Annotated in this window: 10 protein-coding genes; 1 reads left to right on the top strand and 9 read right to left on the bottom strand. The window is 35.2% G+C overall.

What is annotated here, in order from left to right; translation table 11 throughout:
- Positions 1-105: 105 nt before the first annotated feature.
- Positions 106-1,305 carry a metallophosphoesterase gene (locus tag BLW28_RS06845; RefSeq protein WP_073217045.1) on the top strand — a complete coding sequence of 400 codons (1,200 nt, stop codon included), beginning with the start codon at positions 106-108 and terminating at the stop codon, positions 1,303-1,305.
- A gap of 106 nt (positions 1,306-1,411) precedes the next feature.
- On the opposite strand, the gene BLW28_RS06850 is transcribed toward BLW28_RS06845, so the two are convergent.
- The 9 genes from BLW28_RS06850 to BLW28_RS06890 form a co-directional block, all read right to left on the bottom strand.
- Complete coding sequence (locus BLW28_RS06850; RefSeq protein WP_073217041.1) at positions 1,412-1,960, bottom strand: type 1 glutamine amidotransferase domain-containing protein; 549 nt, start codon at positions 1,958-1,960, stop codon at positions 1,412-1,414.
- A gap of 179 nt (positions 1,961-2,139) precedes the next feature.
- Positions 2,140-4,329, bottom strand: coding sequence for a PepSY domain-containing protein (locus tag BLW28_RS06855; protein ID WP_073217038.1), 2,190 nt, complete (start codon positions 4,327-4,329; stop codon positions 2,140-2,142).
- 111 nt (positions 4,330-4,440) lie between these two features.
- A complete protein-coding gene (locus BLW28_RS06860; RefSeq protein WP_073217036.1) occupies positions 4,441-4,926 on the bottom strand; it encodes a DUF2271 domain-containing protein in 486 nt (161 codons plus the stop codon).
- Between the two features lies 1 nt (position 4,927).
- The gene (locus BLW28_RS06865) at positions 4,928-6,418 is read right to left on the bottom strand and encodes an ankyrin repeat domain-containing protein (RefSeq protein ID WP_073217034.1); all 1,491 of its coding nucleotides are present in this window, start codon (positions 6,416-6,418) and stop codon (positions 4,928-4,930) included.
- Positions 6,419-6,518: 100 nt separating this feature from the next.
- Positions 6,519-7,439 carry a DUF6607 family protein gene (locus BLW28_RS06870; RefSeq protein WP_073217032.1) on the bottom strand — a complete coding sequence of 307 codons (921 nt, stop codon included), beginning with the start codon at positions 7,437-7,439 and terminating at the stop codon, positions 6,519-6,521.
- A gap of 6 nt (positions 7,440-7,445) precedes the next feature.
- Positions 7,446-8,687: a T9SS type A sorting domain-containing protein gene (locus tag BLW28_RS06875; RefSeq protein WP_073217030.1), complete on the bottom strand. Its 1,242-nt coding sequence runs from the start codon at positions 8,685-8,687 to the stop codon at positions 7,446-7,448.
- 28 nt (positions 8,688-8,715) lie between these two features.
- Complete coding sequence (locus tag BLW28_RS06880) at positions 8,716-10,122, bottom strand: HmuY family protein (protein WP_083540690.1); 1,407 nt, start codon at positions 10,120-10,122, stop codon at positions 8,716-8,718.
- On the bottom strand, positions 10,123-12,258 hold the full coding sequence (locus BLW28_RS06885) for a TonB-dependent receptor plug domain-containing protein (RefSeq protein WP_073217027.1): 2,136 nt from the start codon (positions 12,256-12,258) through the stop codon (positions 10,123-10,125).
- A gap of 443 nt (positions 12,259-12,701) precedes the next feature.
- The gene (locus BLW28_RS06890; RefSeq protein WP_083540689.1) at positions 12,702-13,661 is read right to left on the bottom strand and encodes a helix-turn-helix domain-containing protein; all 960 of its coding nucleotides are present in this window, start codon (positions 13,659-13,661) and stop codon (positions 12,702-12,704) included.
- Between the last annotated feature and the right edge of the window lie 209 nt (positions 13,662-13,870).

Consider the following 13,870-nt stretch of genomic DNA (forward strand, 5'->3'; position numbering starts at 1 on the left):
CTTCTTTGATTTTAAAACTAATTCAATTGCTACCTTTACATTACTGATAATTTTGGTGAAGTGAAGGAGATTAAGTCATTTTAGCTTTATTCTATTTGAAAAATTATGCGTGCCTATAACTTTTTTGTAATTGTACTATTATGCGTTTTCATCTTTTTGGTAGATGCCGCCGCCTATTATTGGTTATTATCCATACTTGAAATAATTCCTTCGTCTTTCTTAACTACGCTAATAAAAATTCTTTTCTGGTTTTTCACCTTCGGACTTATTTCTGCTATTTTGATCCTCAAACTAAGCCTAAGCTATATAGATCCATCCAGACGCCAAAGGCTTATATCTTCAATGTACGGACTTACGGTATCCTCCTTTATTCCCAAGATTGTCTTTGTGGTAATTATTAGTCTTTTACATTATTCTAATTATATTTTTTCCGACAGTCAGTCCGTAATTTGGGTCTCAATAGCTGGTTTGGTGGCGGGTTTTTTGCCGTTTTTTGTTATTGTTTATGCCACACTAAAAGGGCTTTATAGGTTTAAGGTATATAATATTACACTAAAGAACGAAGCTTTGAAAAACCTGCGAATTATTCAGATTTCAGATTTGCATTTAGGCAGCTTTCGTTCGCAATACAAAGTCTTTGATCGTGCCATAAAAATGATAAATGATCTTGAGCCAGACTTTATTTTCTTTACCGGCGACCTTGTTAATAATTATGCGTGGGAACTAAAAGGATGGGAAGATAGTTTTAAGAATCTGGTAGCAAAACGAGGCAAATATGCTGTTTTGGGAAATCACGATTATGGTGATTATAGTGTGTGGCCAAGTCCAGAAGAAAAACAAACTAATTTTGAAGCCATTAAAGGTTTTTTTAATGAAATAGGGTTTACATTGCTTTTAAATGAAGCCGAAACCGTAATCGTAAATTTTCAGGAAGTTGCCATTGTGGGCGTTGAAAATTGGGGGAAGCCACCGTTTAAACAATATGGCGATTTACCAAAAGCCTTGTCTAATGTTACAGACGTTTCTACCAAAATACTTTTAAGCCACGACCCGAGCCATTGGAAAGAAGAAGTACTGAATCATCCCGATATTTTCTTGACGCTTTCTGGGCACACACACGGAATGCAAGCGGGAGTTTCGATTGCTGGAAAGCAATGGAGTCCCATTAAATACAAATACCGTGAATGGGCAGGGCTGTATCAGGAGAACAACCAATTTTTGTATGTAAATCGAGGCTTGGGATGGATGGGTTTTCCGGGAAGATTGGGGATGCGACCTGAAATAACGTGTATTGACTTCGAATAATATATAGTCTTGGTATTTTTAATTAGTGTGGCTTTCATATTTCAAAAAAAATAGATTTAACCTTGACGGCTAAATCTATTTTCGAAGTTTTACTGTTTACAACTAATTAAGCATGTTGCAGTTCGTGCTTTCCTTCTTTTATTTCCTCAATTAATTTACTGTTGAATGCTGGAAGGTCATCTGGATTTCGGCTAGTAACAAAAGCTTCATCAACAACAACTTCCTCATCAACCCAATGCGCACCAGCGTTCTCCAAATCTTTTCGGATGGAAGCGTACGATGTCATTTTTCTACCTTCTACAACTTCTGCATTAATTAAAGACCAAGGGCCGTGGCAGATAGCCGCTACTGGTTTCTTTTGTTTAAAGAAATCCCTTATAAATTGAAGAGCATCTTCATTAGTACGTAACTTATCGGGATTAATAACGCCACCAGGTAATACTAGGGCATTGTAATCGCTAGCACTCACATCTTTCAACACCTTATCTACTTCGTATTCGTTGCTCCAATTTCCTTTGCTCCAACTTTTAATTTTTCCAGAGTTTGGACTTACAATATCTACATTAAATCCTTCTTTCTCCATCGCTTCTTTTGGGGATTTCAATTCACTTTCTTCAAATCCATCTGTTGCCAAAATTGCTATTCTCTTATCCATAATTTTCTGTTTTTTAATTAATATTTCTTTTGTGTAAAGGTAAGATTCATAGCTCGTTTACTGTATTAAGTAAATTGTAAACCTATGATAAAAAGCGTTAAAACCATTATTAATGAAGGAGTTGTGAGCTTTTAACGTGTGTTGAACAAGGTGGATCAAAGTCCAAAACCTGTTTCTTATTAATAACAATCCATTTTTAGATGCCCATTATTAATTAGGGTATCTAAAGTTGTATCCGAATTTATCAGTATTTTTTCTATAACATCCATAACTCCGTGTTGCATCGTTAGGGAGCCACAAATCATAATTGTACCACCATTCTTGATTGTTTTTAGAATGGTTGTTTGTTGTTGTAGGACTAAATCTTGAACATATTGCTTATTTTCTTTTCTTGAATAACATTTGTGAAGGCTAAGGTTTGAATTTTTTAAGTTTTCGAGTTCCAAGAAGTTATCATAAATATTTGAGGATTCTTTTACACGACCGCCCCACAAAAGCACTACATCGGCGTTTTTGTTTTCTTTTATCATTCCCAAAAACGGAACTATTCCTGTGCCGTTGGATATTAATATTGCCGATTCAGAATATATTGGAAAGTGGAACTGTGAATTTGTTTCAACAGCTGCCTTAAAAATATCATTTTTGTTCAATTTAAAAAGGAAAGAAGATCCAAGACCAAATTCGTGCTTTTTGATGCTTAATATTATCTCATCGCCTATTTTAGCAATGGAGTATTGTCGAGCGGTTTTAGTGCCCGCAGGTAAAATAGAAAGTAGGTCTCCAGATGTAAATTTAATTTTACGCTTTGGTTTTATGCGAAGCAAAAAGGTGTTATCTATATTTAGTTCGCTTCTTTCTACAACTTTAAAAGAAATTAGTTTTAGTTTTTTAGATTGCTTTGGCGGATCAATTTTTAAAGGCACTGCTGTTAGTTTACTCCATTGCTGTGCCCATTTTTGAAAGTCGACGAAATTGGAATTGTCAATTTTGTAGAGGGGTAAGACGCGATGAAAACCTTTTCTTGTTTGGAAAAGTAAATCTATTTCCTTTGCAAACTGACAATAATCGGGATAATTCAAGGATCCAAATCCTACAACGGAAAAGTTTATAGTGTTTGGTTGCTTAACAAATTCAAAAAGGGTTTTAAACTTTCTTGCGTTGGTAGGTGGTTCTCCCTCACCATAAGTTGAGGTTAGTACAATAATGTGTTTAGCTTTTGCATAAGTAGAATAGTTGTTTAATTCTGTTAAAAAAACGTCTTTACCTTTTAAGGTAAGTGCCTTCTGAAGTCGGATTGCAAAATCGAAAGAGGTTCCGGTTTCAGAGCCAATCAAAATTATGTATTCACAAACGTCTTTATCTAGTTTTTTTGAGATTGCACCTAATTTTTTACATCTTTTCAAGGTCATTACGAATCCTGAATACATAAAGAAAACAATGGATGCGCTTGCAACCAATAGTACGATTGACCACAGCACACTGCCTTCACCTGTATGAAGTGCTATGCTTAAGCGTGAAGCTAATGTTACAAAAGGATATGAAGCTGAGCTTACAATAGCGCCTGTTTGTTGATTTAAAAGGACTTCCTTATTTTTTAATGCAATGTGAAAATAATCATCGGCAGCATCGGAAAAAGGAAATGCTACATTCCTTATTTTAGAGAGTTTTGTTTCTTTAAAAAAAGGAATTTCTGATAGTTTCCCATATGTATTTGGTGCGTTTGAAACTGCCACTTCCTGTAACTCAATTGTAGAATTTGGTAAAAGATTGAATCTTTCGGCAGAAAGATAAACTCCTGTAAGGGAAAGAATAATTATAGGAAGAAGTAACCATCTACTTAGAATAACGTGATAGCGCATTTCAAAATACTCCTTTTGTACTTTCGAAAATAGTTTTTTTATTCCGCCTTGTCTTTTTGCTAAAAGAAAGATACCAGTAATAGCAATAATAAATAGTAAAAATGAAACCAGACCAACAAAAAACCGCCCAACACTTTTTAGAAATAATGAACGGTGCAAGTTGGTGGCAAAGCGGTAAATCTCCGGTCTTTTAGTAACTTCACCTATCTGTTCTCCTGTTTTTGGGTTGATGTAAATATCTAATGTTTCAAAATCTTCGTTGAGTACAGATGCCTTTACGAAGCCAGAAGATTCTACTTCCAAAAAAAATACTTCTGCGTAATTCTCTTTTAATCCAACAATCGCTGTTGCCAAAGAAACGTTTTCTAGATTTGAAACACCGTAATCCTTTGTTTGATGTATAATTGGCTCAACAGCTAAGATAACTCCTGTAATTGAAGCGATCAAAAGGAATAGGGAAGAAGCTAAGGCAAGTATTAAATGGCAGTATCTCCAGATGGAAATTGTCATTGCTGTGCGACTTTAGATTTTTGAATTAGGATTGGATGACTTAAGACGTAGGACTAATGTGAAACTATAATGTAGGTACTACGTCCAAGTCCTCAGGTATTAATTCGTTTTTTATTGCGTGAGCATACGTACGTAACGGATAAAGCCTTTCCCTTCTTTTTTAGAGTTCAGGCTTTCTGTCGTAAGCGGAAATTGAAGATCATCTTTATAATATTTTTGATCTTCGACGGACGTTTCAAATCGCAAAGAGTAACCCTTATCTATTTTATTTATTGGAATTTGCAAAATACTAACAGTGCGTTCACCACCGCTAATTGTTTCTCCAGAAATAGCATCGATATTCGGGCGACGTTTACCATAAAATTTCCACCATTCACTTATTTCACTATACCATTCAGGGTCTTTTCCTAAAACGTTTAAAGTTTCTTCGTATTCTCCATTAGGGTTCATCAAGGAAACTATAACATAAGCACCTTCACCATTGTAATTTGTCATTTGTATAAGGCATTTAACAGGTTTGGTTTCATTGATTGTAAATCCAACCGTTAGAAAAATAAGGATAAAAAAGACAGGTATTATTTTAGATAACTTCTTCATATTATTTCAAAAAATTTAAACTTATATTTTGTTTTTGCAACTGTTCATTTTCGCTCGCTAAATCGAAAGCTGTTTCGTCAAAGCCAGTTTTGACGTTTTTATTAGCGCCAATGGAGATTAAATATTTCATCATTTCATCATTTTCAGCTTTCATTGCAGCCTGATGTAACGCTGTTATACCTTCATTGTTTTTGGCATTTACAGGAATTTGAAAAGTTGCGAGACGCTTCATCAATTCAAGATTGTTTTCACTGGCTGCAAAATGGCAGAGCGTATTGCCATTGGCTTGAGTAGTATTTAATTTTAACCCGATTGTTTTGAGTATTTCTAATTTGGTTTCAAAGGCATCAGAGTTATTTGCTAAGTATGATTTGGCCAAATAGTATGCGACAGTATTACCATTTGAGTCTTTTGCCATAGCATCACTTCCTTTTTGTAATAAGAAATCAACTATTTGTGGATTATTTCCAGCTACAGCAAGCATTAGAGCAGTTTGACCTTTGTTATTTGCGTAGTTATAATCATTAAGATTATTCGAAAGCAGTTTTACTATTTCTAACTTATTGCGTGAAGCAGCGTTTAAAAAAGGAGTATTACCTTCTGAATCTTTTTGATTTACATCTGCGCCAGCTGAAAGAAAAAGTTCAAAAATATTCTTATCTGAAGTGCTATATGCCAATCGATGCAAAGGGGTGAAGCCATCTATCGTAACAATATTGGGTTTAAGGCCTAAGTTTTTAAGGTATTGAAAAACTTCAAATTTGTTTTCAAACCCTCTTGTTCCTTGCGCTGCAAAAAGAAAAGCATTGCCTCCATTTTTGTTCAAGGTTTTGTAATCCACACCTTTGTTAACTAACAAGTTTAAGAATTCAATATTTCCGCGTCTGGTCGCATAATTGAATATGCCATTTCCCTCATCGTCGGTGCTATTTAACGAAATACCCTTCTCGATAAAGTAATTAATGTCCGCTTCATTTTTTAAATAAGGTGCTGCAAGAAGCAAGGTATTCGCGCCATTTTGGTCTTTTTCTCGGGTAAGATCAACACCTTTTGCTATAAACAAATTATAAATTTCACGATTTGTAAGTCCCGAAGTAGCGGCAAAGGTAAGCGGAGTATTTCCGCGGCTATCACGTGCCGTTATGGAAGAGCCTTTTTCTAATAAAGAAATAACATTCTGAATTTCTCCAGCATAGGCCGCCCAATGTAAATAAATTCGACTGTCGTGCGTGCGTTTATCGATGGGATTGCCTTCTAAGGACAATAAATAATTTATAATTTTATTGTCAGTTTTGGTAATTAGGGCATATACGGTAGCGTCAAAACCGTTTTCATTTAGTGCGGTTGGATCGTGCCCTTCCGAAATCTTTTGTTTTAAGGTTTCTAAACTTGGGTTTTGTAACCAAAACGCACGGTCAGCAAGTACATTCTGTTGCTGTGCTAAAGCGCTGAAAGTTACTAGAAACAATAGGATTTTGAGTGTTATTTTCATAGAATTATATTTCAAAAAACAAACCCTTAGCACCTCTTCATTTAAGCTAAAGTTAATTTTGGAGCTTAGTCGAGAGGTGCGGGAGTTTATAGGATGCCTGTTATTTTATAAATGAATCAATCACTTTGTCGATTGATTTTTTATTGGTGTATTTTTCTTCGTCAAATAAAAACTTGTACAAAGGCTTGTTGTCTACTTTTTCTTCAAGAGAAAGATCTTTGTTTTTAGCGTATACTCGGTTCCATTTATCACGAACAAGTGCCCATTTTTCACCATTGTCTTTCCACCATTTTGCAGCAACTGCGCATCGACTATCTTCAACTTTTACATAGGTGTTATATCCTTTTTCCTTGGCCAGAATCACGTCTTCCTTGCCAGCTTCACGAATTACTTTTTCATTGTCTTGATCGTGAACCCAGCCAAAATCTGTAATTTCAACACGATTACCTCGCACTGTTAAGTTGTAGTCGCTTCGCGTGGTATATTCACGTCTTGGCAATGGTGCGTTGGAAGTGTTCTCCCAGTAATTCTTCCCATCGACGTGTACCCAAGAACCCGAACCTTCGTATCTTGGACTATCATCTACCTGAAAAACTTTTTGAGTCCATTGACCTTTTACTTTTGCAGCTGGTAACTGTATAAATTCCCAAGTGTTGTCTGCGTTGTATGAATAAAAATCTGTGTTTTCATAAAGCCAGTCTTGGCGCCAATGTTTTACAATCATAGGTTCAGCAGGATTGCCCACTTGAAGTAAATGTTGAATAACAATTTTATTATCTTCATCTGTAATTATTTCAGCCCATTCCAAGCCTGAAGACACTTCATTTGGCGAAGGTTTGTAAAGCGAATCTTTGCTGTAATTAAAGGTTTCAGCAAAGTTGAAGGTTACTTCGAAGCAACCACACATATCTTTAATAGACTTTTTATCTAGTTCTTTTTTGTCTAATTCTTTTTTGTTTTGCGCTTGTAGTGTCATTACTGAAATGAATAGCGCCAATAGGAACGAGTTTTGTTTTTTCATTTTATATTAATTTAGAATAAGTTTTTTTGAGATAACGTTCTTTCCGGCTTTAAACTGAACCATATATATTCCGCTTTGTAATGAAGAAAGATCTAGGGTTTTGTTGAAAAAACCATTAGTTGAAGCAATTTGAGAAGTATGTACCAACTGCCCTTGAATGTTATAAATTGAAAGATTGTTTTCTATTGAGTTAGTGTTTTTTAAATCGTAAACTATATTTACAATTTTGTCTGTAGTGGGATTTGGAAACATTCCGAAAGTAACGCCTTCAGAAATATCCTCAAGCCCCAAGATATCTGATACATCTTCATAATAAAAACTTAAATTTCCGTTTGATGCGCCTTCAAATGATTCAAAAACTAAGCGGTACACAGTGTTTTCATCGTATTTTAAATAATAGGCCATATCCGTATTTACATCATAACCTGATCCGTTAAAGGTTTTCCAATTGTATCCTATGGTATTTATTTCTTCAGAATACGCTAATCCGTTTGGATTGCCATTACCATCGGGCTCTTCGTTTTTTGCAACGGTTACATTTGGGTTTTGTAAGGTTCCCGTTACAATATAATTTTCGCCTGGAGGATCTAAAAAAGTATTGTATTTTCTAAATACGAAATCCCAAGAACCTATCGCTGGTTCGGCAACAACTTCTGCATTGTTTTGAAGCGAATAATAATTGTAACGGTTTTCTGGATTACTTGTGTTTGATACAGTTGTAGTTGTTTCATCTATCCAATCAGTTCCATCCCAAGTAGCGTATTTAAAAGTGTAGCCACCATAGTAATCTTCATTAATAAACTTTCTATAGGTGTCATCGGTATACTTTAATACAAAAACGATTGTTCCCTCTACGTGGTGAGATACTGGGTTGTATTCTCCCCAACCATAACTCGCAGAACCTTGCATAAAAGCACCATTATCCCAATTAGTATCGTCATTATACAACGGTGTCCAAGACGCTTCGTCTGCAATATCAATTGTGTTGAAATCGGCCGGATTGTTTGATGCTTCATAAACCTGAATGCCTATTCCATCATTTACACGAATACCAATATTTTGTGAGTTTTCACGTAAAAAGGCTATGTCCCAACTTGAAGCAGGAAACGTATTTGTCTCTGCTGAAGAGAGTTTGTAGTAAACTTCATTACTGTATCCTTGCCCCATCGAAAGGGTTGCATTTGTTTGTTGTGCCTGTGAAAGTAACCCAGTCAAGGCTATGGCAGCAATATGTAATAGTTTTTTCATTGTATTTAAATTTTTGTTGATTTATAAATTATTTTAAAAGTTCATATTTGAATTCTGGGTAACCACGCTGTCCTTGATCATTTAGTAGCGCCGTAAACTTTAGTTTGTAATTGTTATTGTTAGCGTCTTTTATGATATAGAATATATTGTGATTCAGTACTTTATCATCGTTCATAACATTTCTCCAAGTCTCACCAATGGTGCGTTGATCAAGTTTAAAATTAGATTCAACTGTGTTTGAGAGTAAAAAGGTGTCATAATCATAATGTTCGGTCGAAACGGTGTATACAGTTACTCCGCCTTTTCGGTTGTGGAGTACACCGTCAGAAAATCCATAAGATCCTGCGCCTTCAATAATGTTTGTAAAAACTGTAAAATTGAGATCCCACCGATCTGCTTCGGGTTCTACACTAACAGTGGAGTTCGTATCAAAACTGAAGAAAGTCGCATTGTAGCCAGATGATTTATCAATGGTGATTTCTTGGTGATTGGTATCGTTAAGGTCTGCATATTGTAAAATATAGCTAGTACCGTCTCTAAGAATTCTTATTTTTTTCCACCCACGTGCATCGCCAGCTACAGCTACACTGCCATTGGTTGGGGTTTCGGTTCCTACTTTGTAACCTAAGTTTACTAAATAGACTTTGTTTAGGGCATCTTCTAAATTAATTTCTTTAATGGCAGTTCGATTTATATCGCCGTCAGGGTAGTCTATGTATATTTCGTTTGAAGGGTCGAAAGTACCTACTGCTACTTGCGGCATTAGGTCGGCTACATCTGCTTGCGTAATATTGTCGATATTGGATTGTTCTAATTCGGCTGCGGCCATATATATGGAACCATTTATACCTACGCGAAATTCGTCATAGGAGTAGAAGGCGAGATCCCAAGAATCTCGTAATACTTGTTTGGTAGTTTTTGAACTTAAATCTACATATACTTGAAACTGTTCATTTGGCCCACCTACTTCTGGCTGAATGCTTCCCCCTAGTGCTGCTTCAGAATTAATTGTAAAAGTGGTGTTGCCTTGAATGCTAGCATTTGGATAATCTATATTGTCAATCTTGAAAATTATATTGGTAGTTTCATCCAAGTTTGGGTTTAAAAGTCGAAATTTAAAGTTGTTGGAGTTACTGCCTTGATTTATGGGGAGTGTTATCTTTCCGTTTATAAGTGCGGGTTCTGTCGTAAAATCGACACCATAAACTGCATTCTCAGCAGTTACCGTAATGCTAAAACCGCCTGCTTCTATAGCAGATGTTGAATATATTAGCATTATATCTTCAAAAACATTAATCTCTTTAAGATTCGCGGAACGATCTTCATAGGCGACCACAAATGGGTCAGTACTAAGATTGTTATCATCTGAACTGCAAGAAGCGAATCCGAATATGGCTAAGGTTATGTATATAAAAATATTAGTTGTTTTCATCATTTATAGGTTTAAGTTGTAAGCTAGTTTCACAAAATAAGATCGACCATAAGCGAGGGGTATTTGTGTTGCAGGTCCGTTATGAGCTCCGCCATTTATTGCTGTTGTTTCTACTGAGTTTACATTAAAAAGATTGCGGGCTCCAATAGTAGTAGTAACGTTATTGTTGAAAAAGGATTTACTGATTGTAGCATCCATCCAGCTATAATCATCGGTTTTTCCAGTTTCGAATACTTGGACGCCTTCTTGGTTTGTTTTTTCTACAAACTGTTGCTGTTCACCAATGTATTTAAAGTAGGTTGAAAGGGTGGTATTCCATTTTGGAAGTGTGTATGAAAGATTTGCATTTAATTGAAGGTTAAAAAGAAAATCATCATTATTGTTATTATTGGTTTTTAAGACTTTTGAAATTCCCTGAATAGAAGCTCCTAGCTGTGCTTTTAAGTTCCCTACATACAATTCGTTTTCCATAAAGGCACCAATGACCCTATATTTATCTATGTTATTATATTGAAAAGCAAGCGGACTCTGTTGAACCACTATTAATTCAATACGATCGTTAAGTCCTAGATAATTAAGACTCAATTTGTTTTTTAAACGAATTTTTCCCTCAGATAAGGAGGTTTTTTTCTTTATGTGAAAGAAGGCAGAGAGTCCTTTTTCAGGAAGTAAATCTGGGTTGCCTTGCACATTGTGGTTCACGTCAACAAAATAAGTGTATAGCTCGTCGTAATTCGGGGTTCGATTTGCAGATCCTAGGATGGCTCGAAGTTCCCATCCTTTATTTATACTTTGTTTCGCACTTAAAGAACCTATAAATTGTGTATCGAAAATATTGCTAAAGGAAACTCTAGCTCCCGGTCGGAAGGAGAAGCTTTCCGAAAGTTTTATTTCAGAGGAAGCGAAAAAATCATAGTTATTAAGATTTTGAGTGGTTTTTTCTTCACCTGGCGTTATCAATATGGCAACTGCCGATCCACTTCCTCGTTCGTTGGTAAGTTCATAACCTGCTTGGAGGCTAATTTTTTCTGTATTAATAAGATTATTAAAAGTACCACGCGAGAAAAAAGCGGTTCGTTGTTGGTATTGGCCTTTTTCTATATTCTCTTTTACATCTTCGCGAATGATATATGAGTAACGCTCTAAGTCCTTAGTTTGCTCCTGGTAGCTTATTGAAAAATTGTAATTAATTTTTTGAAATATCGAACCCGTTAAGTTTAGATGATGGTAAAAGCGGTTGTTTGTAAAAAGTTCATCTTGTGAGATTGGATGTGTAGTTCCTGTTGCCGGGTTTTCGTTGACAGCAACCAATTTGCTGTAGTTTTCAATAGTTTCATTTAAATAGTCGAACCGATAAAAAATTGAAAAATCATTTTTACTGTAGGATAGCAGTGCTTTGGCATTTTGCTGAAGTTTTGGTAGCCACTCATGGCCGCGTTTGTCATCGTTGCGATCGTATTTTTCTCCCATTCTATCGCTCCAATACCCACCGAAATCGTTTCGGGTGTATCCTATGTTTGCATATAAGTACTTGTTTAATTTGTGCCCCACTCGCAACGATTGGATGTGACGGCCTTTATTGAACCATTCGTATTCATCACCTACTGATTCTTCTTGAATATAGGTGCTGATATCCCAAACGTTGCGTGAGGACTTTTTTGTTATAACGTTTATAATTCCAGATACGGCATTGGCGCCGTATTGTACTCCCATAGCGCCTTCCACGATTTCTACACGCTCAACATCATCAAGGTTGATAAGGGTGAGGTCGGTATTATTTCCCATACCTTCCTCATTGATTATAGGAACATTATCTACCAACACCTTAAAATATTGGCTGTCTAAACCAAAAAGGCTAACTCCGCTTTTACCAGTTGAGGTGTTTGGTGTTATATTTAGGTTTAGCGTTGTGTTTAGTATGTCTGCAAGACTATTTCCGCCTTGGCGCTCGATGTCTTTTCGGGAAATAACCTTTACTTCAAATACAGATTTACCTACAGATTGTGGATTGTGTTGACCTGTTACAATAACCTCCTCTAGTCTTTGCACTTCAGTAGTGTCTTTAACTATTTCCTGTTGAGCGAATAGGGGTATGCTAACGAGCAAAGTTGTGAGATATATAAAATGGTTTTTAGTCATGATTTAAGTTAGATTAAGACTTTACTTCTAAAAGATTTATTTAAATACGGTTACATCATCTTTGGAATGAATTCGACATAAGAGATCATAAGTAGAAGTAATCTTAAATAGCTGTTATTTTTATTTAATCTAAATAAGAGGCAAATGTAAAGACTGATTTTGTTTGGAGGGAAAGGGAGATGTAATATTATTTAAGCTTTTTGATATCTTTTTTTATATTTCTGGCGTAGTCTTTTTATAAAGATCTAAGGATGAAACAAGAGAAATAGAAATCAGAAAAGAACTTGAAATCCAGGAGGCCTTTTATGTTTTTGCAGTCAGATAATCCTTCATAACCACAGAAATGCGTAATGCCTTTGTGTGAAAGAAGAGAATTTTAAAGTGAATTTGAAATATAGAAATGTTGGTGCTTTGTGGGCATTAACCACAATATGCCCTAAGATTTATATTTGATATTTTTTAGGCGAGCAGCCGTAAATTTTCTTGAAGGCAATTGAAAATTGAACAAGTCCGTTATAGCCACAAAGTTCAGCAATTTCTGTTATGTTGTGTTTTTTTTCGTGAAGTAGCTTAAGGGCGTACTTCATTTTAAGGCTGATTACGTAGTTTTTTATGGTTACGCCGTAATATGTTTTAAAGTCTTTTCTAAGTTTAGTTTCATTGAGAAAAACTTCTTTAGAAAGTTCATTGATTGTCGGGGCTTTTGTAAACCTATTATCAAGAATAAGTTTTGCTTGACATAGCTTTGCAATTTCATCTGCATTGAACTCCACAAGATTGTTATATTTTTTTTGATGCAGATAAAGCTCTAACTGTAACAATAATAACTCTTGTACTTTGTTTTCAATAAATATTCGCTTAAACAAACCTTCTCTATTACAATCTTTTATTTCCTTGATAATCCCACCAATTAAAGGATCAATAGGAAGGTCTGCAACAAAGAGATTGGTTGTGGTATTGTTAAATATATGAGAAGCAAATTCCTTATGCGATTCGTAACTATGGTGGATAAGGTTAAAGTAAAATTCCTTAGAAAGAATAATCATAAAAACGCTATCCGTTTCTTGATAGGTTGTAACAAAATAGGTTTTAGAATTAGAGCCATAGATTATATTGTGTGTAGGTCTTTCGTTACCTGTTTTAATTATAAACCTCATTATTACAGGTTCTCCCGAAATTTCCAACCCCTCTGTAATATCTGAAGACTGAATACATTTTATTTCCCTGATTAAAATTCCAGAAGCCTTAAGAATCTTTGATTCAAAAGAAATCAATTGTCCGCATTCCATACAGTATTCCGTCTCCTCAAAAACTTGTCCTTTTTGATATGCAGAGATTAAACAAGTTTTAATTGTCTCTTTGTCTATTTTCTCAATTCTACCCGATATTGTAAGGTATTCCATTTTATTTAACAACGATTAGTTTTGATAGAGGTGGAAATTTACTTGCGCAAATCTATTTATATTCAATCTAAATAAAAACTATATTATTAAATGTTTCAATGTTCTTGATAAGTAATTTATAAGCAAATGTGGGTACTGTCCCATTATATCCCAGTTCTTGTCCTACAATGTCCTACTTCTTTTTTAAAACTAATAAGGTTGATGCCATA

The sequence above is a fragment of the Aequorivita viscosa genome, assembly GCF_900106795.1.
In the GTDB taxonomy this organism is placed as follows: domain Bacteria; phylum Bacteroidota; class Bacteroidia; order Flavobacteriales; family Flavobacteriaceae; genus Aequorivita; species Aequorivita viscosa.